16 protein-coding genes are annotated in these 21,196 nt (G+C 45.3%); all 16 read left to right on the top strand.

What is annotated here, in order from left to right:
• Nucleotides 1-24: 24 nt before the first annotated feature.
• The 16 genes from WDN47_02530 to WDN47_02455 all read left to right on the top strand — a co-directional run bounded on the left by WDN47_02530 (nucleotide 25) and on the right by WDN47_02455 (nucleotide 21,183).
• The gene (locus tag WDN47_02530) at nucleotides 25-5,934 is read left to right on the top strand and encodes a 6-bladed beta-propeller (protein ID MEJ0021441.1); all 5,910 of its coding nucleotides are present in this window, start codon (nucleotides 25-27) and stop codon (nucleotides 5,932-5,934) included.
• A 3-nt stretch (nucleotides 5,935-5,937) separates the two neighbouring features.
• A complete protein-coding gene (locus WDN47_02525) occupies nucleotides 5,938-7,338 on the top strand; it encodes an MBL fold metallo-hydrolase (GenBank protein MEJ0021440.1) in 1,401 nt (466 codons plus the stop codon).
• A 53-nt stretch (nucleotides 7,339-7,391) separates the two neighbouring features.
• Complete coding sequence (locus tag WDN47_02520; GenBank protein ID MEJ0021439.1) at nucleotides 7,392-9,023, top strand: cytochrome c biogenesis protein DipZ; 1,632 nt, start codon at nucleotides 7,392-7,394, stop codon at nucleotides 9,021-9,023.
• A gap of 15 nt (nucleotides 9,024-9,038) precedes the next feature.
• Nucleotides 9,039-9,635, top strand: coding sequence for a M15 family metallopeptidase (locus tag WDN47_02515; GenBank protein ID MEJ0021438.1), 597 nt, complete (start codon nucleotides 9,039-9,041; stop codon nucleotides 9,633-9,635).
• 163 nt (nucleotides 9,636-9,798) lie between these two features.
• Complete coding sequence (locus WDN47_02510) at nucleotides 9,799-10,950, top strand: L,D-transpeptidase family protein (GenBank protein ID MEJ0021437.1); 1,152 nt, start codon at nucleotides 9,799-9,801, stop codon at nucleotides 10,948-10,950.
• 133 nt (nucleotides 10,951-11,083) lie between these two features.
• Complete coding sequence (locus WDN47_02505) at nucleotides 11,084-13,453, top strand: HAD-IC family P-type ATPase (protein ID MEJ0021436.1); 2,370 nt, start codon at nucleotides 11,084-11,086, stop codon at nucleotides 13,451-13,453.
• A gap of 45 nt (nucleotides 13,454-13,498) precedes the next feature.
• On the top strand, nucleotides 13,499-13,876 hold the full coding sequence (locus WDN47_02500; protein MEJ0021435.1) for a VOC family protein: 378 nt from the start codon (nucleotides 13,499-13,501) through the stop codon (nucleotides 13,874-13,876).
• A 138-nt stretch (nucleotides 13,877-14,014) separates the two neighbouring features.
• Nucleotides 14,015-15,520, top strand: a complete 1,506-nt coding sequence (locus WDN47_02495; protein ID MEJ0021434.1) for a glycosyltransferase family 2 protein — start codon at nucleotides 14,015-14,017, stop codon at nucleotides 15,518-15,520.
• Complete coding sequence (locus WDN47_02490) at nucleotides 15,474-16,508, top strand: glycosyltransferase family 4 protein (protein MEJ0021433.1); 1,035 nt, start codon at nucleotides 15,474-15,476, stop codon at nucleotides 16,506-16,508. The genes WDN47_02495 and WDN47_02490 overlap by 47 nt, the downstream gene beginning before the upstream one ends.
• Nucleotides 16,505-17,566, top strand: a complete 1,062-nt coding sequence (locus WDN47_02485) for a glycosyltransferase family 4 protein (GenBank protein ID MEJ0021432.1) — start codon at nucleotides 16,505-16,507, stop codon at nucleotides 17,564-17,566. The genes WDN47_02490 and WDN47_02485 overlap by 4 nt, the downstream gene beginning before the upstream one ends.
• A 12-nt stretch (nucleotides 17,567-17,578) precedes the next feature.
• Nucleotides 17,579-18,472 carry a methyltransferase domain-containing protein gene (locus WDN47_02480; protein MEJ0021431.1) on the top strand — a complete coding sequence of 298 codons (894 nt, stop codon included), beginning with the start codon at nucleotides 17,579-17,581 and terminating at the stop codon, nucleotides 18,470-18,472.
• Nucleotides 18,469-19,713: an FAD-binding oxidoreductase gene (locus WDN47_02475; GenBank protein MEJ0021430.1), complete on the top strand. Its 1,245-nt coding sequence runs from the start codon at nucleotides 18,469-18,471 to the stop codon at nucleotides 19,711-19,713. Before WDN47_02480 ends, WDN47_02475 begins: the two co-directional genes overlap by 4 nt.
• A 48-nt stretch (nucleotides 19,714-19,761) precedes the next feature.
• Entirely contained in the window at nucleotides 19,762-19,893 is a 132-nt protein-coding gene (locus tag WDN47_02470) for a hypothetical protein (protein MEJ0021429.1), read from the top strand.
• A gap of 10 nt (nucleotides 19,894-19,903) precedes the next feature.
• On the top strand, nucleotides 19,904-20,083 hold the full coding sequence (locus WDN47_02465) for a hypothetical protein (GenBank protein MEJ0021428.1): 180 nt from the start codon (nucleotides 19,904-19,906) through the stop codon (nucleotides 20,081-20,083).
• 12 nt (nucleotides 20,084-20,095) lie between these two features.
• On the top strand, nucleotides 20,096-20,584 hold the full coding sequence (locus WDN47_02460) for a cupredoxin family copper-binding protein (protein MEJ0021427.1): 489 nt from the start codon (nucleotides 20,096-20,098) through the stop codon (nucleotides 20,582-20,584).
• Between the two features lie 50 nt (nucleotides 20,585-20,634).
• On the top strand, nucleotides 20,635-21,183 hold the full coding sequence (locus tag WDN47_02455; protein ID MEJ0021426.1) for a DoxX family protein: 549 nt from the start codon (nucleotides 20,635-20,637) through the stop codon (nucleotides 21,181-21,183).
• Nucleotides 21,184-21,196 lie beyond the last annotated feature (13 nt).

The raw sequence follows: 21,196 nt of genomic DNA, 5'->3' as shown, positions 1-21,196 counted from the left end.
ACACGATTGAAATTTTTTCCAGCAATGCCTTTTTTGCTGGCGGTTTTTTTTGCTTTGGCTATTCTGGCTCCCCATAAAGCTTTTGCCTCCTCTTTCACCTCCGCGCAGGACGGGAACTGGAATGACGGAGCTACCTGGGGCAATACCTCTCCCGGAGTCATTGGGGTTGATTTTCCAGGTCCGACAGATGATGCGACTATAGAAAACAACGTAACACTAACACAAGACCGATCCGTCCACGATATCACTATCTCAGATGGCGGCACTTTAGATCTGGGAACACGCGTTTTCTCTGTCTCCGGGAACTTTACTAATAACGGCACCCTGAATGCCGGCACTTCCCATGTTATCCTTACAGGCAGCAACCAGACAATACTGGGAAATAATAACTTTTATAACTTAACCAAAATCACAACTGTTGCAGACACTCTTTCCTTTGATCCGGCTAATACTACTACCGTCACAGGCACACTGACCCTTACCGGAGTTTCTACGGGACTGCTGACTGTTAATCATTCACCCAGCAATGGCCCTGTTTTTGATTCCAGGATCGGGATTGATACATTTTCGGTTGGTGGAAATTTTCAGTCGCCGACTGCCATTGCCACCGATTCTTTGGGTAACTTCTACGTGGCGGATGACTCCAATAATTACATCCAGAAACTTGACCACTCAGGCAACTTCATTACGAGATGGGGAGGTGGTGGCACAGACAATGGGCAGTTTGATAGTGTTACCGGTATTACAACTACTGCTGACGCTTCTGATGTCTACGTTGTAGATAGTGGCAATAATCGTATCGAAAAATTCGATTCTTCCGGTAATTACATTTCCCAGTGGGGAAGTATTGGCTCTGGCGATGGCGAGTTTAATCAGCCTTCAGGCATTACCATCGACTCATCTGACGACTTTCTTTATGTGACAGATACTAACAATAATCGTATCCAGAAATTTGACTCTGCGGGTAATTACATTTCCCAGTGGGGAAGTATTGGCTCTGGCGATGGCGAGTTTAATCAGCCCTTAGGCATCGCCATTGATTCATCAGATGATCTCTACGTAATCGATAACGGCAACTATCGAGTTGAGAAATTTGATTCGGCCGGCACTTTCCTGTCCACCTTCGGATGGGGAGTACAGGATGGAGCAAATCATTTTGAGATCTGTACAAACTTAACAACGCCTTGCCTGGCTGGAATTACAGGAGATGGTCTGGACCAGTTTTCTAATCCCCAGGTTATTACAGTTGATCAAGCGGGCGATATTTATGTTGCTGATTGGGCCGGTAATAATGCCCGCATAGAGAAATTTCACTCTGACGGCAGTTTTTTCACCGAGTGGGAAAGTCCTCCCTCCGGTGACAGTTTTTTTGTTTTTTCCCCCGCAGGTATTTCAACCGACTCTTCCGGCAAAGTTTACGTCACGGACTCGAACAATTACAGAGTCAAGATATTTGATCCTTCGGGTAATTTCCTCTCAATATTCGGCGATAACCAAGCGGAAGGCGTAATAAATCAAGCCGGAGGCATAAGAGCCGACGCTTCAGGAAATTTTTATGTTGCAGACAGTTTCAGTGACCGCATCCAGAAATTTGATCCGTCAGGCCATTTCCTCTTTACCTTTGGCTGGGGAGTGCAGGATGGAGCAAATCAATTTGAGATCTGTACCTCCGGATGTCAGGTTGGCTTAGCAGGTTCGGGTGACGGGCAATTCAATCTTCCTCAGGGTATTACAACCGACACCCTGGGTAACATATACGTTAGTGATGCCGGAAATCTAAACAGCCGTATTGAAAAATTTGACTCGGGAGGTCATTTCCTTTCCACTTTCGGCTGGGGAGTGCAGGATGGAGCAAATCAATTTGAGATCTGTACCTCCGGATGCCAGGGTGGAATAGTTGGTTCAGGCGATGGCCAATTTAATAATTCTCAGGCTATGGTCTTCGACTCATTCGGCAATCTTTATGTTGCAGATAACGGGAATACCCGCATCGAGAAATTCGGCCCTTCCGGCAACTTCGTTACCAAATGGGGAAGTCCCGGCACAAGCGAAAGTGAGTTTAGCGGGCTTAACAGTGTAGCGGTTGATTCTTCTAATAATGTTTATGTCCCGGATAATTTCAATAATCGCATCCAGAAATTTGATTCCTCGGGCACGTTTCTCTCCACTTTCGGCTGGGGAGTACAAACTGGCGCAAATATGTGGGAGTCTTGTACATCCAATTGCCAGGCTGGAATAGCCGGTATGGGTGATGGTGAGCTTAATGGTCCTCAAGGTATTGCCATCGACTCATCGGGCAACCTTTATGTCAGCGACAGTCAAAGCAGCCGTATCCAGAAACTTGACCCAGCAGGCCATTTCCTTCTCACATTCGGCTGGGGCGTGCTGGATGGAGCAAATCATTTTGAGACTTGTTTCTCCGGATGTCAGGGTGGAATAAATGGTTTCGCGGGTGATGGCCAGTTCTCAGAACCTGGGATCATAGCGGTTGACCCATTAAATAATATTTATGTTTACACCCAAAAATTCACCACCTCTGCCGATACCTGGAATCTAAACTCTTCAGGATCCAGCGCACTATCATATCTTTCCGTATCTTCATCTCACTCGGCATCTGCCGTCACTTGTACCAATTGTACTGATGAAGGAGGGAACATCAACTGGAACTTTGTAACCGTATTGGTTCCTTCTTCTTTTACTTCTGTACAAGACGGCAATTGGAATGATGGGGCTACCTGGGGCAATACTTCTCCCGGGATCGCGGGTATTGATTATCCAACTTATCTGGATTCCGCCACGATAAATAATGAAGTTACATTAACCAATGATCAATCCATCGATGATATCACCATCTCAGATGGGGGCGCCTTACATCTGGGTACAAACACATTCAATATCTCAGGGAACCTTACCAATAACGGCGAATTGCATGCCGATACCTCCACAGTTATCCTCACAGGAACCAACCAAACCATACTTGGTTCCAATACTTTCTATAACTTAACCAAGATCACAACCATTGCAGACACCTTATCCTTTGACCCTGCTAATACTACAACTGTCACAGGCACACTTACTCTGACTGGTGTTTCTACGGGATTACTGACTTTGAACCATGCACCCGGCACCGGTCAGCCTGTGTTTGCTTCGAAGTTTGGTATAGGAAGCAATACCGTTGATGGAAATTTTAGCCAGATCACAGGCATTGCGCATGACTCCTCAGGAAATATTTACGCCGTAGATGTTAACAATAACCGCATCCAGAAATTTGATCCTTCCGGCAATTTTATTATCAAATGGGGAAGTTTCGGCACGGGAGACGGCCAATTCGATGCGCCCGGCGGTATTATAGTTGATTCCTCTAATAATATTTACATAGTAGATACTAATCGCGTCCAGGAATTCACATCCGCCGGTACTTTCATTAAAACCTTTGGTTGGGGGGTGCTGGATGGAACACCTGCATTCCAAGTCTGTAATTCAAACTGTCAGGCCGGAATAGCAGGCTCCGGTCCCGGCCAATTTGACGGGTCTGGCGGTATTAGTGTTGCGGCCGATTCTTCAGGCAATGTCTATATTTCTGATGCCGGCAATAATCGCATCCAGAAATTTGGTCCCGACGGCCACTTTATTTCCGCATGGGGAAGTTTTGGCTCAGGCGATGGCCAATTAAAGCATCCTTATTATATAGCCATTGACTCCTCAGATAATATTTATGTTGCAGACAACGACAATAGCCGTATCCAGAAATTTAATACTTCGGGCGCCTTTCAATCTACCTTTGGCTGGGGGGTGCAGACTGGTGCAAATGCATTCCAAACCTGCACGTCAGGATGTCAGGCCGGGATATCCGGCCCAGGTGCCGGACAATTCAATGCATCCGGCGGTATTACAACCGACTCCTCAGATAATATTTATGTTGCAGATTATGGCAATAGTCGCATTCAGGTATTTGGTTCTAATGGCGCCTTTCAATCTACTTTCGGCTGGGGAGTGCTGGACGGAACAGAAGAATTTCAGATTTGCACATCCGGCTGCCAGGCTGGGATACCCGCCGATGACCCAGATGTGCCAGGGGGCGAGGGGCAGACAAGTTTACCTGTAGGTGTTACGGTTGATGCTTCCGGCAATATTTATGTTGCGGACAGCGGCATACGTATCGAGAAATTTGATCCTTCAGAGAATTTTCTCTCAAAGTTCGGCAATAGTAGCCCAGAAGGAGAATTAAATAATCCTATAGGCATTGCAAATGACTCTTCAGGTAATATTTATGTCGTGGATCAAGGAAATAGCCGCATCCAGAAATTTGACCCTTCCGGCAATTTCCTTTCCACCTTCGGCTGGGGAGTACAAACTGGAGCAGATCAGTTTGAGATCTGCACATCGGGCTGTCAAACTGGGATTGGCGGCAGCGGTGACGGCCAATTCTTAGTTCCCGGAGGTATTGCAATTGACTCTTCCAATAATATTTATGTCACGGATAGCAGTAATCATCGTATTGAGGTATTCAATTCCGGTGAAGGATTTGTAACTCAATGGGGAACCGAAGGTTCCGGCGATGGGCAATTTGAGTATCCTCAAGGAATTGTATTTGACTCTTCGGGCAACATTTATGTTGTAGATGCTAGCAATAACCGCATCCAGAAATTTGACCCTGACGGTGCTTTTCTTTCCACCTTCGGCTGGGGTGTTCAAGATGGAACAACAAATGCGTTTCAAATTTGCACCTCCGGATGCCAGGGTGGGATACGAGGTTCGGATGCCGGCCAGTTCAATGAGCCAGCATTCCTTGCAATTGACTCGTTCAATAATATCTATGTCACAGATTCTGACAATAGCCGCATCCAGAAATTTTCTCTGAACACGGGTGAGCCGGTCTTTGAGTATACCATCGGCTGGGGAGTGCAGGATGGAGCAGATCAGTTTGAGATCTGCACATCCGGATGCCAGGCTGGTTCGGAAGGTGGGGGCTATGGACAGTTTATCGATCCCCAAGGTATTGCAATTGACTCATCAAATAATATTTATGTCGCCAACATCCAAAACAACCGCATTGAGAAATTCGACCCTTCGGGTAATTTACTCCTCACATTCGGCTGGGGTGTTCAAGATGGAACAACAAATGCGTTTCAAATTTGCACCTCCGGATGTCAGAGCGGGATACCTGGTTCGGGCGATGGCCAGTTTGCTGTTCCGCTAGGTATTACAATGGACCACTCCGGTAATATTTATGTCGCAGATGCCAACAACGGCCGCATCCAGAAATTCACCACAGGTTCCTCTGCCTGGAATCTAGACTCCCAAGGTTCAAGTGTTCTATCATATCTCTCCGTATCCTCATCTCATGCTACATCCGTGGTCACCTGTACCAATTGTATTGATGGGGGAGGCAATATCAACTGGAATTTCGGTGGTTCAACTCCGCCCCCTCCGCCTCCACCTCCACCTTCTGGCGGAGGAGGCCCAACCTGTTGTGCCCCATATGTACCACCAGGTACGAATCAGCAGGCTTCCAATACCCTAACATCAGACGGCTCTCTTCTGCTGGACCATGGGGTGATCTATGTCATGTCCCAGGGCTTTAAACGTCCTTTTGTCTCTATGGCCGTATTCACAGCCCTAGGATACAAACTATCCAATGTCATACGAGCAGACACGAGTGCTATTCCTGAAGGGGAATCCATCCTTTCTTCCAACATCAGGCACCCGGTAGGAGCTTTGATTCTTAATCAGGGAACCGTATATCTTCTGGGCACTGATCTTCGGTATGGTTTTCCGTCTGAAGCAGTCTTCTACTCCTATGGCTATCAATTCAAAGACGTGCTCCCTGCCAACAGCCTGGATCTGCTGCTCCCCCAAGGACCCATTGTTCAAATGAACAATTCTGGACAAGTACCCAGTTTTCCTAGTACGGGAGGGGACATTAAAGAGTAAAATATGAAAATAACTTTTTACGGCGCGGCGCAAACTGTCACCGGTTCCAAACATTTGCTCGAAACGCAAGGATCCAGAATACTTTTGGATTGCGGTTTGCAGCAGGGCGAACACACCGGCGGGGATCCGGAACATCAGACCTTGCCTTTTGATGCCAAGACTATTGACTGCGTTATTTTATCGCATGCTCATGCGGATCATTGCGGCATGCTGCCCATTCTAGTAAAGAACGGATTCAAAGGAAAAATTTATTGCACCGGTGCCACGGCAGATATCGCCAAATTTATTTTGATCGACAGCGCCATGGTCCAGTCCATGGATTCCAAATACGCTCAGAATCACCCGGGAATTCCCAGTCCCGGCGTCATGTACACGAAAGAAGAGGCTGAAAATATCTTCCAGTATTTTGAGATCGTCCCGTATTTTCGTTTAACCGGGCAATGGACCCAGATCAATGACCGCATCCGGTTTAAATTTTACGACGCGGGCCATATTTTAGGATCCGCAATTACTTATCTTGAGATCAAGGAGAACGATACTATCAGAGGTTTGGCTTATACCGGTGATATAGGCCAGCCGGGAGCGCCGATCCTGCATGACCCGGAGCCTGTACAGGAAAATTCCGATGTTCTGATCAGCGAGGCAACTTACGGAGGGACCAAACACAAACCTTTGTCTGATGCTGCCGGCCAGCTGCGCGAAGTCATAGATTTCGCCATCAAAAACCGCGGCAAGATCATCATTCCGGCATTCGCTCTGGGCCGGACGCAGGAATTGGTGTATATTCTGCATGATCTGACGGACCGGAAGATCGTCCAGGACATTCCCATATTCGTTGACAGCCCGCTGGCGCTGAACATCAGCGAAGTTTTTGCCAAGCACGAAGAAGATTTTGACGCTGAGACCGATCAGGATTTTTTCAGCAAAAATGAACTGCCTCTGGCATTCAAAAATTTGCAGTATATTCATACGGTGGAAGAATCCAAGGCTTTGAATACCAGACCCGGGCCATTCATCATCATATCCTCTTCAGGAATGATGGAAGGCGGCCGCATCCTTCATCATTTGAAGAACAATATTGAAGATCCGAAAAATACGATCTTGATCACAGGATATCAGGCCGAGGGCACGCTTGGCCGGAAAATACATCACGGTGAAAGTCCCATACAAATTTTGGGTTCCAGTTTAAATATTCGCGCTCGCGTTATTACCATGAACGAATTCAGCGCGCACGGGGATCAGGATTTTTTGAAAGATTATATAAAAAATATCCAGGGCCTGAAGAATTTATTTTTGGTCCACACCGAACTGCCGCAAGCCGAAGCGCTGAAAGAAATTCTGGAGCAAGGTCATCCTGATTTCAAGATCACCATTCCAAAGCTGCTGGAAAGTTTTGAAGTTTAAAAAGAATTGAACAAAGATCGCCAAAATGGCGGTTTTTTGATATAATTTATTTAATGATCCAGATATTATTTGCGATTTTAGCAGGCGTTCTGACGATAGGAGCGCCTTGTATTTTGCCTTTGCTCCCGGTTCTGCTCGGCACATCCATAGGCCATACCAGCAAAACAAGACCGTTATATATTGTTTCCGGATTCGTCATCGTATTCGCCGTTTTGGGCGTTTTTTTGTCCTACCTGACCAGGCATTTGGGACTGAATCCGAACATCTTGCGCAACTCGGCGATCGTTCTTTTGGGAATTTTCGGCGTATTCATGATCTGGTCAAAGCCGTTTGAACTTCTGACTATGCGATTGAATGGCGTCATCAATCGCGCCAGCCAAGCCGGAAAACTGCGCAGTGACAATCTGGGCGGATTTATACTCGGAATGACCCTGGGTGTTGTGTGGACGCCGTGTGCAGGCCCTGTATTGGGCGCAATACTGACCCTGATAGCCCTGCAGGCAAATTTCGTCAGATCTTTGGTGCTTCTAGCAGCATATGCTATCGGAGCGGGGATACCGATGCTGATCATCGCTTACGCCAGTCAGGCTGTGACCACGAAGATCCGCGGAATAGCCAAATACTCGGTCCTGCTCCAGAGAATTTTTGGAATATTGATCATTCTTCTGGCTGTGGCCATGTATTATAATTTTGATATCCAGATAGAGAATCAGCTTGCCAATATATTCCCGACCTCAACACTGGAAAGCAAGCTCGTGCCAAATAATAATCCAAACCGATCAAATGGTACAGCAGTTGATATTAAAAATTACGGGCCGTCTCCTGAATTTACCGGCATTGACCATTGGCTGAATTCAGACCCGCTGACAATGAAGGAACTTAAAGGCAAAGTGGTGCTGATAGATTTCTGGACCTACAGCTGCATCAACTGCATCCGGACCCTGCCGTTTGTCACCAAATGGTATGACACTTATAAAGACAAAGGGTTTGTTGTCGTGGGCGTCCATTCGCCGGAGTTTGAGTTTGAAAAAGACACGGCCAATGTAGCGGATGCGATCAAGCGGTTCAAAATAAATTATCCGGTGGCACAGGATAATGAATTGGCGACTTGGAATGCCTACTCGAATCAGTATTGGCCCGCAGAGTATCTGATCGACCAGAACGGCAATGTCGTCTACTTTGACTTCGGCGAAGGGAATTATGATAAAATGGAAAACGCCATCCGGACCCTGCTGGGGCTGGGAACGGAATCGCTGAATGAGCCGGGCCAGGACCTTTCGGGAATCGGCTCGCCGGAAATGTATTTCGGAACTGACCGGCTTGCTAATTTAACTTCCCAGCAGCAGCCTTCAAGCAAGGAAACGAATTACAGTTTCCCGAGTAATTTGGATCTGAATGATTTTGCCTTGTCAGGCGCTTGGCAGTTCAGCTCCGATAAGATCACGATGACAAAACCCAGCGGTAAGATCAGGCTGAAGTTCCATTCCGGCAAAGTGCATATTGTGGCAGACAGCCCAACGCCGCAAAAGATCAGCATTACGGTGGACGGCAAGACCCAGCCTGATGTGATGGTCGGTGCTTCTGAGCTATATACGCTTTTTGATTCAGCCGATTATACTGATCATACGATAGAAATTACCATTCCTGCGGCGGGCTTTGAAGCATTCACGTTTACATTCGGTTAAAGAATATTAATACTCATGAATCTCGAAGATAAAATAAATTATTATCTTATCGCATCAGCCTTGCTTTTAATCTGTATAATCGCCGGATCTTTTTTCATTTCGCAAAACGGAAAACACGCCAAAATGGTTTTAGGAGAGAGTATTGTTGTGCCAACGGCTCTGGACCCTAACTTTTCAACACAAATCAATGAATGTTTTATCCCGGTTGCGGCAGCATATGGCTATACGTTACGGATCACATCAGGCTTTCGTAGTTTAGAAGATCAGTTGGCCATCTATAATTCGGGACGAACGGTCGACGGACATATTATCAGCTGGGCTGAGCCGGGGAAAAGCCTTCACAACTATGGTTTTGCCGTTGATGTCGTCGACCGGTGGAATGGTTATGATATTGATTTTGATAAACTTGCAAAGATAGGTACGTACTGCGGGCTTGAACAGGTTGACCCTCCTCATTTTGAACATAGAGCAGGCCTTTCGACGGATCAATTTGCAGATGGCATGAGGCCGCCGCCACTTTCGCTCCCATGCCCGATCATGGATATATTGGCCCAAGATAATAAACCGCTAACCCTCAGCGGCCTGAAAGCTTGCGGCGCGCCTGATTTTTAAACCAGTCTTATTTAGCTCATAAAATCAAGCGCTAAAGGTACTTGATTTTTTTTCTTTTCTGTGCTATAATTATAGTAAGGTCAAAAAGGACTGATTTCGAAACAAAAAGGTTGTCCGCCATATAGGCGAAAACAAAAAAACAACTAAATAAGAACTCAACTTAATGGATAAATTTTATTCCTCCATCGTGTCGTTTTTCACAACGAAAATCAACACTATATTTGCTTTTGGCGTGATATGCTTTTTGGGAATCAGTATATCGACTTTAATTATTTCCGCTTATTCAGATCCTTCATTGCTTGTTCTGGGAATTCAAACCGTAAACGCTGATGTAAGCGTACCGCCGATGATCCCGCCCGAGCAGCCAGCGGTTGTTCCGGAAAAACACATTTATGTCAGCCTGAAGGACCAAACTTTGGTGTACATGGAAGGTGATAAGCTCGCGGGTGAGTTTAGGATCTCCAGCGGCCTTCCTGCAACGCCAACCCCGCCCGGCGAATATACTGTCTTAAAGAAAAAACCGACCGTTAACTACAATGGGGCGACATACAGCTTTCCCAATACCAAATGGAATTTGATGTTCAAAACAGGCCCTTTGAATTACTATATTCACGGGGCATTCTGGCACCACAATTTTGGCCATCCTATGAGCCACGGCTGCATCAACGTTTCGTACGGCGATATGGAAGGGCTTTATAACTGGGCTGATGAAGGAACAAATATCACCATCATTGCGGATTCTTTATACACGTTGCCGAATATGAGCGCTGCTATTTATCCGACGCCTCCGGGAGTCATTGTCGCATCCAAAGTTGCAAGCAGTTCGCTTACGATCTCCTGGAACGCGGCTTTAGATCCCAATGGCGTTACGGGTTATCAAATTTATCAGGACAGTGTCCTGATCGCCACAACCACAGAGCCTAAATATGAAGTCACCGGCTTAACCCCCGATACCGTGTATCAGTTTGAAGTTTTTGCAGACAACGCATCAGGCGGCACATCCTTCCAGTCAGAAAAATTGAGCGTGACGACTCCTGGATTGAGCGCCAAGGCTTTACAAAAACTTTCCGAGGTAAATAAGGGTTTGGTAGCCGGAGCTGCGACGATCAATCCAGCCATTGGGCAGCAAGCGGGTTTGCCGGTTCAATCTAGTGTAAATCCGGATGCAAATAATGCTATTGCAGCTGAGGCGATCCAAACCGAAACCGCGAAACTCATTGGCAGCCTTAATACAAAAGATGCGGCAGGGGCTCAAACTACCATAAGCAACCTAAAAATACTGCTTGATGCATTGCAACAGAAACTGGCGCATTGAGCCGGATCGCAGTTTCTATAATAAGATTTTAAAAAAATCGCCGAAAAGGCGATTTTTTGATATAATTTATATATCCCGTCCGCCTTAGCTTAAGGCATAAATAGAGTTGAAATAAAAAAAATTTTGATGTTTCATGGATAAAATATTTGATTTTATAAAAAATATACTCAAAGATCTCGGTCCGATCATTTTTCGCAATGTTCTTTCGTTCACGAACATAATCATTTATGCTGTTGTGATAATCCTGCTTGTATTTCATCAGACCCAGGCGGGATTTTTCTTTGCATTGGCCATATCTACCGCGGTTCTGATCGGCATCGTCCAGGAAGTGCGCGCTTTGCTGGCGTTGGAAAAGCTGCAATTGCTCACCGCTTTGCATTATGTCCGCCTGAATTCAAACGGAACACAGGAGTCCGTACTTACCGACAATATTCAGAAGAATGATCGTATCAAGCTTGCGCTCGGTGACCAGATCCCGTGCGACGGGATCCTGCTTTCCGCGCACGGTTTGGAAGTAAATACCGCGCTTCTTACCGGAGAATCGAATTCGTTTGCTAAATCCTCCGGAGAGAAAGTGCTGGCCGGGGGCATTGTTACCGCAGGTGTGGGAGTGCTGCGGGTTGAAACGCCGGTTGCCGACAGCCGGATCTCGCAAATGACCAAAAATATCAAAAAGTACTCAACTAACTACAGTCCCATCCAGCGTTCGATAAATACGGTGATCAGGTATACGGGCTATCTGCTGATGCTCGTTCTGATATTCGTTATCGCGCGCGGGAGCATAGTTGATCAGGGGATAGTGAGCATCGTCAAGAATGTGGGAGCGCTCGCCAGCATGCTCGTGCCGCAGGGTTTGATCCTGGCCACGACCATTTTATTCGCGTATGGCGCAGTCAGTCTTTTGCGAAAACATGTTTTGCTCCAGGAGATCAACGCCACTGAAAAACTTGGGCGGATCAAGAATCTTTGCATAGACAAAACCGGCACTCTGACTGAAAATATCCTGGTGGTCGAAAATATGTTTGTGCCAACCGGGATTATAAAAAAAGAAGCGGAAGAGCAGACGATCGCTTACTTGCGGGCATCAGACGATTCGTCGGAAACCATTCGTGCGGTCAAAAAATTTATCGGCGGCGATTACGCGGCATCGAAGGCCCAATCCATCCCATTTTCTTCTTTAAGGAAGTATGGGGCCGTTCTGGCTAAAAAAGGCGCAGAAGACGAGGTAATTTTGGTCGGAGGCCCGGATATTTTTTTACCGCATTGTTCAGAGGAAGAACAGAAATGGCTGAAGGAGCTTTTGGAAACGCACGCCCGCGACGGCAAGCGCCTGCTATGCGTTGCCAGAAAGAAAGGCCGCGTGCTGCCCACTGACCTGATACAGGCGAAACTTTCATTGGTCGCAGTCTTTGTTTTTTTTAATAACCTTCGGCCGGGGATCAAGGATGTGGTCAGTTTTTTTCAGGACCGGGGAACGGTCATCCGCGTGATTTCCGGGGATAATCCCGCCACCGTTCACGCAGTAACGGTCTTGGCCGGAATTAAAAATGCGGACGCGATCATTACCGGGCTTGAAATAGAGGAATGGTCAGAGGATGATTTTGACAAAAAAACTTCCGATTATACCATCTTCGCCAGGATCAATCCTGAACAGAAAGAAAAGATCATCACCGGCTTCAAAAAATCCGGATTTACCGCCATGGTCGGGGATGGGGTGAATGACGCTCTGGCCATAAAAAAATCAGATCTGGGCATCGCCATGTTTGACGGAGCACCAGCGACAAGAAGACTTGCGGCCGTGGTCCTCATCAACAACAGTTTTTCAGCGCTGCCGGAAGGAGTGAAGCGCGCAGAAAATATTATACGGAATATTGAGATCCTGTCCAGCCTGTTCTTCAATCAGGTGATCTTAGGTTTTTTTATTTTCGTTATCCTTAGCATTTTCGGATATATTTTCCCGCTCACTCCCTTGAATATTACTTTGATGGATTATTTTACGATCGGACTGCCCAGCGTGCTGATTTTTTATTGGGCCATTAGGCCAGCTGCGGAACTCCGGATAAGTGTGGCCAAATCGTTTTTGCGCCGGGTTTTGCCGTTTGCGCTATTTAGCGCCGTCTTTCAAGCTTTGGCTCTGGGGGTAATATTTTTCATGAGTCCGAAATATTTAAAAATAGCAGAGTCGAACACGCTTGTTGTGCTTGCCTATATTGTTCTGGCTTTTTTGTTCCTGATATTCACGCCGAGCGTATATCAGGGCTTTACTTCGCGCACTCAAAAAATGATGTTATCCGGATTTGCCGTGTTCGAAATTGTCACTTTGTGGGCGGTTTTTCAAATCCCCTTGGCGACCAAATTTTTTGACATCACGCATTTATCCGGAGTGAATACGGCCCCGATCGCGATCTTGTTCGTCCTTTGCGCCATCGCTCAGTATTTGGTTGCGAAAAGATTTTCCAGATTGGAAAATATCGCAAACCAAAGCCGCTTGCTTAAAACATAAAGATTATTTATAGTAATTATATTATAAGCATTAATTTTAAAATTTATGTTAAGCAACGCAAAAGTAACCGCGGTTTTGCCTGCCGCAGATCTTGAACGGGCCAGAAAATTTTATACGGAAAAACTGGACCTGAAGGAAGATGCGCCAATGCCAGGAGGAGCAAGTTTTAAGTGCGGAGGCGGGACTGAGATCTTTCTTTACCAGAGGCCGCCTGTAACTGTTGAGCACACGCAGGCGAGTTTCCAAGTGGATGACCTGGACGCAGAAATGAAGGAACTGCGGGCCCGCGGCGTGGTGTTTGAAGAATACGACATGCCCGAGATGAAAACAGTCAATGGGGTTGCGATTATGGATAAGTGGAAAAGCGCCTGGTTCAAGGATTCCGAAGGCAATATTCTGGCCTTGGGACAAACCGTAAAATAATCTGAACGCAAAAAAAATCGCCAAAAAAGCGATTTTTTGGTATAATCAGGATAACTAAAAGCAATAAATATACTGAAGAAAACGCGGCTATTTTCGGAGTAACCTGCTTACATTCATCATGCGATCGTACAAATTTTAATGGAAATTACAGGCTCGGTAATCCTTTTTATTTTGGCAGTTTTAATTGTTGTTAATTTCCTGCTCTTGATTTTGCATGTATTTTTGCAGTTTTTTTATTCCCTTTTGTCTCCCGCGGCAAATCTGAAAATTAAAACAAATCAGGATAGTTCTTTGGTTTCGATCCATATTGCCGCTTATAATGAGCCGCCGGCGTTGTTGAAAAATAGCCTCATATCCCTAAGCCGCCTTGATTATCCCAATTTCGAAGTTTTGCTTTTGGATAATAATACTAAAGACACTGATATATGGGTGCCGGTTAAAAAATTTTGCAGCACACTTGGCGATAAATTTAAATTTTTTCATATCGAAAAACTTTCAGGGTTTAAGGCGGGGGCGCTAAACTATTTAGGCACAAAAACCGACAAAAATTCGGAATATACTTCCACAATTGATTCGGATTACGAAATCAAACCCGATTTTATAAAAGAGGCGCTGGCTTATTTCAGCGATCCCAGCGTGGCATTTGTTCAATTTCCCCAAGCGTATATGAATGTGGGCGCCGAAAATTTCGGAGTTTTTTTGGAATACAAGCATTTTTTTGATACTTACATGAAAGCTGCAAATCGGTTTGGTTTTGTCAGTGCAACCGGGACTTTGACGGTTTTTAAAACAGAAATATTATCCAAGGTCGGTCCGTACGACAATTCCAGCATCACCGAGGATGCCGACGTCGGCTTAAAAATCGCCCTAAGCAACTACAAGGGAGTTTTTGTAAATAAGATAATGGGAACGGGGCTTATGCCGTACGATTTGGAATCTTATAAAAAACAAAAATCCAGATGGGCGGACGGCAATATAACGATTTTAAGGAAAAATCTCAGAAAAATTTTGCTAAGCAAGTTAAAGATCAAACAAAAGATCGGAATTATCGGAAGCTTTCTGGCATGGGTCAATTTTACATTGTTGCCGATAGCCGCGCTTATAATTTTATCCTTGCTGGTTTATGCCAATGTTATAAGCAGAAACCCTACTGTGGATTTTATAGTTCTGCTTTCCGCATTCAGTCTGGTTCTGTTTCATTTTATCAAACTGATGTCCTTTATTGTTCTTTATGCAAAAAAATACCCTTTCAAGAATATTGTCCGGGCGTTTCTCGTACATACCGGAATGAGCTGGACGTATGCAATAATGCTGTTTAAGCCTTTTTTTGACAGGGTAGCGTATTTTGAGCGGACCAATAAATTCATACTTCCCAAAATGCCGAGCGTTATTAAAAATACTCTTTGGGAAATTTGCGTCGGGACTTTGGCATTAGTTCTGGGAATCGCATTTGCCTTAAGAGGGGAATATTATTCTTTTCCATTGTTTCTCATTGCTATATTATGTTTTTCCGTTTTTTACGTCTATTATGAAACGACTACTACAAAACTAAAATCTGCGCTATTATTAAGCGAGATAGAGCAAAAACTAAAAAAGTATGAAAATAGCTCAGCTAGCTCCGTTGTGGAAAACAGTTCCGCCTAAGAAATATGCCGGATCTGAATTAGTTGTTTCAGATCTGGAGCAGTCACTATCAAGGATGGGCCATCAGGTCACTGTTTTTGCCTGCGGCGGATCGCACACTCGCGGCCGCCTGGTAAAAGTCATCCCGAAAACCATGTATGAGCTTGCGGGAGGATTTTCCTGGTCCGGCATCATGCCTTATGAATTCTTGGAATACGCGGAAGTTTTCAAAAGGATCTCGGAGTTTGATGTCATTCACAACCACCTTGGTTTTCAATTCCTCGCATTCTCGCCTTTGATCAAACAGCCGATCGTGAGCACTATCCACAGCAGTGCCAGTCCGGATTTTCCTTATCTGGCCAAGGCCTTCAAAAAAAACGCTTTTGTATCCATCAGCAATGCTCAAAGAAAGATCACGCCTTACTTAAATTGGGTAAAAACAATTTATCACGGCATAAACCTGGACGATTATAAGGTTTTGAAGAATCCCAAACGGGATTATCTGCTTTTCATCGGCTCACTGACGCCGGAAAAAGGCGCCGATCTTGCGGTTTTGGCGGCCCGGAAACTTAAACAAAAATTGATCATCGCCGGGGAGATCAGGGACCAGGCATTTGTCCGCAATAAAATAATGCGCTATGCGGACGGCAAGCAAATCAAATTTGTGGGCGAAGTGGGGCTCAAACAGAAAAGCGCATTGTATGCAAACGCCCGCGCCACGCTTTTCCCGATCCGATGGAGCGAAGCATTCGGTTTGGTGCTGGTGGAATCATTGGCTTGCGGAACTCCGGTCATCGCTCTTAATCAAGGCTCAGTGCCGGAGATCATAGACCACAACAAAACAGGTTTTGTGGCGCCGAATTTTTCCAAATTCCTCTCATATATTCCCAAGATCGACCAGATCGACCGGAACACCTGCCGCTTGGCAGCGGAAAAGCGCTTTGACAGAAAAATTATGGCGGAAAACTATTCCAAATTGTACGAACAGTTAGTAAACAGAAACAAATGAAAATAGCCCAGATAGTTCCCGTAATGAACACGGTGCCGCCCAAAAAATACGGCGGCATCGAGCAAATTGTGTCGGCACTCTCCGAAGGATTGGCGAAAAAAGGCCATTCTGTTGATGTCTTTGCCAGCCGCGGCTCAAAATTTGATAATGCGCATATCCGGGTTGTGGAGTCCGCGCCTTTTCCGACAGTTCAGGATTTAAGCGCCAACCGCAAATGGGAGGTCAATGAATTTTTTGATATCATCAGGCTGCAAAATGAATATGATCTGGTTCATTTTCATTATGAACCCATCGTGGCAAATTTGGCTACAGCCGGTTTGGATTTCAATTTGATGAGCCAGATCAAAGTCCCTTTCCTGTCGACATTCCATAACCGCACGGACCTGCCCGAACATATCGCTTTTTATAAATCCCACAAAGAGCTTTGGGATTTTAATTATGTGTTCATAAGCCATAACCACAGGCACAATCTGCCTTTTTTTAAAAAAGCCCAGGTAATTTATAACGGCATTAATATGGATGAGTTTGAATTTGAGGCGAAACCCGAAGATTATTTGCTTTTTTTGGGCAGGATCACTGCGGTCAAAGGAATTCTGGATGCGATCAGTGTGGCAAGATCGGTAAGGAAAAAATTGATCATTGTCGCAAAAATCGATCCGTCGGACCGTGAATATTACGAAAAAAACGTGAAGAGGCATATCAACGGAAAAGATATTGTCTACGCCGGGGAAGCGGATAAATACCAAAAAGTTAAATATTATAAAAACGCGTCAGCGCTGCTGTTCCCCATAAAATGGGCTGAGCCGTTCGGTCTGGTCATGGTGGAAGCCATGGCATGCGGCACGCCGGTGATCGCTTACGACCAGGGATCGGTGCCGGAATTGGTGAAAAACGGCAGGACAGGCTTTGTCGTCCGGAATAAAGATGAAATGATCAAGGCAGTCGGCAAAATAGATCTGATCCGAAGAAAGGATTGCCGGGCGTGGGTGGCGCAAAATTTTTCAGCCGAAAAAATGGTGAAAAGTTATCTTGAATTATATAAAAAGCTGGTAAAGTGATCAAACGGGATTATGCAGGAAACAAACACTTACAAGCAGGATTTTAAATATTTTAAACTGCACTATGCGGTCAGCATGGAAAAAATGTTTGCCGCGGTCAGCGACTTGTACGCGGAGTATTGGAATGATTTTTTTCACTTTGCGATTTTCAGGAACGAAAAAGAAACCTGGGATGAAGCCTTCCGATACACCCATGAAAAATACCTGAAGGCTTTGAAAGTTAAAAATGCTGAGAACATCCTGGAATTGGCCTGCGGCCGCGGCGGATTTTCTGATCTTTTGGCATCCAATACCAAGGGCAATGTCCTGGGGATCGACATATCAAGATCGCAATTATCGCATACAAAGCGTTATAAAAAACCAAACCTGAAGTTCAAGCAGCATGATATAATGAAAATCGACGGACTAGGTGAGAGTTTTGACGCCGTTGTTTACATGGACGCCGCATGCTATTTGCCGGATAAAGAGCTGGCTATAAAAAAAATTTCCAAAATTTTGCGGCCAGGCGGCAGGTTCCTGCTTATAGACTGGTGCAAACAAACCGGGCTTAATCCGGTCCAGGAGGAACTTGTGCTTTATCCTTTTATGGAATATTGGGCGGTGCCAAGCCTGGAAACGCCGGAAAATTACAAAAAATATTTTAAAAAGTACGGCTTAAAGATAATAGAAACGGAAGATCTGAACGGCAAAACAAGAAAGAATTGGGAACTTGGCTATGAAAACGGATTAAAAGCGGTCAAAGAACTGTCCTTAAAAGACCTGCCAAAGATGATCTGGAAAGAAATGACATTGGGCTCGGCCGGAATAAAACTCATCAAAGAGCAATTTCCTTCAGCCATTTATGTAAAAGTCGGTTTTGATATCGGTTTTTTGCGTTATTCTTATTTTTTAGGGGAGAAAATATGATAAAAGAAGAATCAAGTTGGGGGCTGAAGCAGAGTAAAAATTATCCAAAGCTTGCCAAGAATATTGAAGCTGATGTGGCAATTATCGGCGGGGGCCTTGCGGGCATTTTCAATGCCTATTTTTTGGCCAAAGCGGGGTTGAAGGTTGTAGTTTTGGAAAAGGATGAAAAGATCCTGCAGGCTACCACAATGTACACAACCGCTTTTATTACAAAACTGATTGACAGCTCATTTGCCGAGCTGGTCAAGCTTTTCGGCCCGAATAAAGCAAAACTGGTCTGGGGATCCGGGCAAGACGCCATTGATCTGATTGCTCAAATTGTTCAGAAAGAAAACATCGAATGCGAGTTTAAGGTTGTTCCGATCTATACTTACGCCCAAGACCAAAAGGAATTTGAAGAACTCAGAGGGGAGTATGGAGCCGTAAAAAAATCAGGATTTGAGGCTGAACTTTCAAAAGAAGGCAGCAAATTAAATTTTAGGAATTCCGGCTTTCTGAAAGTTTCGAAACAGGCCATGTTCCATCCGATCAAGTTCGCGCAAGGATTGGCCGGTGCGGCTGAGTCTTTGGGAGCGAAGATATTTACCAATTCGGAAGTTTTGGCAATTGAAGGCCTGACCCTAAAAACCAAAACAGGCCGGGTCTCGGCGAAAAATGTTTTAATTGCCACATATAAGCCGTTTACCAACCAGGGCACGCGCTTTAAAAAAGGCATGTACGTCACTTACGTCTACGAACTTGAAATTGCCAAGGGACTGATTCCCGAAGGCATGTACCTTGATATGCATAATCCTTATCATTATTTCCGGATCGACAGTTTTGGCGTTTTTGACCGGATGATCGCGGGAGGTGAGGATAACCGCAAGGAAATTAAAGTGAGTCCTGATAAAAGCTTTAATGCTCTGGAAAAATATATAAAAACCGTTTTGGGCGGCAATAAATATAAAATAACGCGCAAATGGTCAGGTGACATTCTGGAACCGTCGGACGGGCTTGGCTTAATAGGCGAGATCATGCCGCACACATTCGTAGTTACGGGATTTTCCGGCAATGGCATGACCTATTCGGCAATTTCGGCCATGATCGTGCGCGATCAGATACTTGGCAAAAAGAATCGTTATATTAATTTGTACGATCCGAAACGCATACCTTCGATAAAGCAGATCAGCGGCAAGGGGCTGGATTATATGGAAGAATTTTTCGGTGGCGCATTCAAAAACATCTTTTTTTCCAAAAAATAGCCTGTTATGTTATAATATATTTGCTAATAATTAAATAAAGAAACAAAGATGAATATCAAATACAAGCTGGTCATTGCGATAGCTGCGGTTGCTCTTTTGGCAGCATCATGCAACAGTACTGGTTCAACGACAACAACCGGCAGCACACCGTCGCCATCCCCATCCCCCAGCGGATATTAAAAATAAATATATGAATATAAAATTTAAAATTTTGATTGCAATCGGAGCAGTTGCGTTTTTGGCCGCGGCCTGCAATAGCACCAGCTCAACAACTCCAGCTGCCATGCCATCGCCGTCGCCGGCTCCCGGCAACCCAATGCCGGCTCCAACGCCGATGCCAACCCCGTCTCCGAGCCCCGGCGGATATTAAAAAGCAAAAAATATGAATATTAAATATAAGTTTGTAATTGCTATTGGTACAGTTGCGTTTTTGGCTGCTGCTTGTAATCAAACCACCACCACTCAAACACCCAACCCAACGCCCGCACCAATGCCAATTCCGAATCCAGGTCCGCAGCCGCTGAATGTGGTCGCTCCATCCACTCCAAACCCGGCACCCTCACCAACCCCTGCGCCGACTCCTGCTCCGGGTCCGCAGCCGCCGCATGTAATTGCACCGACAACTCATTATATTTCTATCCAGAACTTTGCCTTCACCCCTACTTCCATCATGATCAGAAAGGGCGATACTGTCGTCTGGACCAACAAGGATTCAGCTGTTCATACGGTAATCGGCGATAATGGAGGTCCCGCCAGCTCGAATCTTTCAACCAATCAGACCTATTCTTTTACCTTCAACACAATTGGTGCTTTTAATTACCATTGTTCCATCCATCCATATATGCAGGGAATCGTTACAGTCACGCAATAATCTGATATAATTAATTAAAGGTTCAAAATAATTAAGAAATAAAAAAAAATATGCAAAAGAATATTGAGTTTGCAGAACCGCCATTTGCGAGGTTCATTTTTGCGGACACCAGAATGGCTTGGTTTTGGTTGCTTGTGCGACTTTATGTGGGCTACGAATGGATCGTCCCGGGCTGGGAAAAAATTCATGATGTGACCTGGGTCGGTCCGAAAGCAGGAACAGCCATTGCCGGATTCTTAAATGGCGCTTTGGCCAAAACTACTGGCGCTCATCCTAGTGTTTCGGGCTGGTATGGTTCGTTTATCAGCGGATTCGCACTCCACCACACCGTTTTCTTTTCATATTTGGTTGCTTACGGAGAATTGCTTGTCGGAGTTGCCTTAATATTGGGCTTATTTACCGGTATTGCCGCTTTCTTCGGCACATTTATGAACTTAAATTATCTGTTTGCAGGAACGACCAGCACTAATCCGTTATTGGCATTGCTTGGATTGTTTTTGATCCTGGCCTGGCGCGTAGCCGGTTGGTATGGGTTGGACATGTATGTTTTGCCGGCTCTGGGAACTCCTTGGCAGAAGGGGGCGGCTTTCAGGAAATAAAACCCAACAGGTT

It is taken from the genome of Candidatus Doudnabacteria bacterium, from assembly GCA_037200925.1.
Lineage (GTDB): Bacteria > Patescibacteriota > Doudnabacteria > UBA920 > O2-02-FULL-48-8 > JBDTSL01.
The sequence above is the reverse complement of the archived record's forward strand: the minus strand, read 5'-3'. Positions and strand labels throughout refer to the sequence as shown.

What these genes read in the sequence shown, in the direction of transcription:
- WDN47_02530 (MEJ0021441.1), top strand. Translation starts at nt 25, where the DNA reads ATGCCTTTTTTGCTGGCGGTTTTTTTTGCTTTGGCTATTCTGGCTCCC.
- WDN47_02525 (MEJ0021440.1), top strand. Translation starts at nt 5,938, where the DNA reads ATGAAAATAACTTTTTACGGCGCGGCGCAAACTGTCACCGGTTCCAAA.
- WDN47_02520 (MEJ0021439.1), top strand. Translation starts at nt 7,392, where the DNA reads ATGATCCAGATATTATTTGCGATTTTAGCAGGCGTTCTGACGATAGGA.
- WDN47_02515 (MEJ0021438.1), top strand. Translation starts at nt 9,039, where the DNA reads ATGAATCTCGAAGATAAAATAAATTATTATCTTATCGCATCAGCCTTG.
- WDN47_02510 (MEJ0021437.1), top strand. Translation starts at nt 9,799, where the DNA reads ATGGATAAATTTTATTCCTCCATCGTGTCGTTTTTCACAACGAAAATC.
- WDN47_02505 (MEJ0021436.1), top strand. Translation starts at nt 11,084, where the DNA reads ATGGATAAAATATTTGATTTTATAAAAAATATACTCAAAGATCTCGGT.
- WDN47_02500 (MEJ0021435.1), top strand. Translation starts at nt 13,499, where the DNA reads ATGTTAAGCAACGCAAAAGTAACCGCGGTTTTGCCTGCCGCAGATCTT.
- WDN47_02495 (MEJ0021434.1), top strand. Translation starts at nt 14,015, where the DNA reads ATGGAAATTACAGGCTCGGTAATCCTTTTTATTTTGGCAGTTTTAATT.
- WDN47_02490 (MEJ0021433.1), top strand. Translation starts at nt 15,474, where the DNA reads ATGAAAATAGCTCAGCTAGCTCCGTTGTGGAAAACAGTTCCGCCTAAG.
- WDN47_02485 (MEJ0021432.1), top strand. Translation starts at nt 16,505, where the DNA reads ATGAAAATAGCCCAGATAGTTCCCGTAATGAACACGGTGCCGCCCAAA.
- WDN47_02480 (MEJ0021431.1), top strand. Translation starts at nt 17,579, where the DNA reads ATGCAGGAAACAAACACTTACAAGCAGGATTTTAAATATTTTAAACTG.
- WDN47_02475 (MEJ0021430.1), top strand. Translation starts at nt 18,469, where the DNA reads ATGATAAAAGAAGAATCAAGTTGGGGGCTGAAGCAGAGTAAAAATTAT.
- WDN47_02470 (MEJ0021429.1), top strand. Translation starts at nt 19,762, where the DNA reads ATGAATATCAAATACAAGCTGGTCATTGCGATAGCTGCGGTTGCTCTT.
- WDN47_02465 (MEJ0021428.1), top strand. Translation starts at nt 19,904, where the DNA reads ATGAATATAAAATTTAAAATTTTGATTGCAATCGGAGCAGTTGCGTTT.
- WDN47_02460 (MEJ0021427.1), top strand. Translation starts at nt 20,096, where the DNA reads ATGAATATTAAATATAAGTTTGTAATTGCTATTGGTACAGTTGCGTTT.
- WDN47_02455 (MEJ0021426.1), top strand. Translation starts at nt 20,635, where the DNA reads ATGCAAAAGAATATTGAGTTTGCAGAACCGCCATTTGCGAGGTTCATT.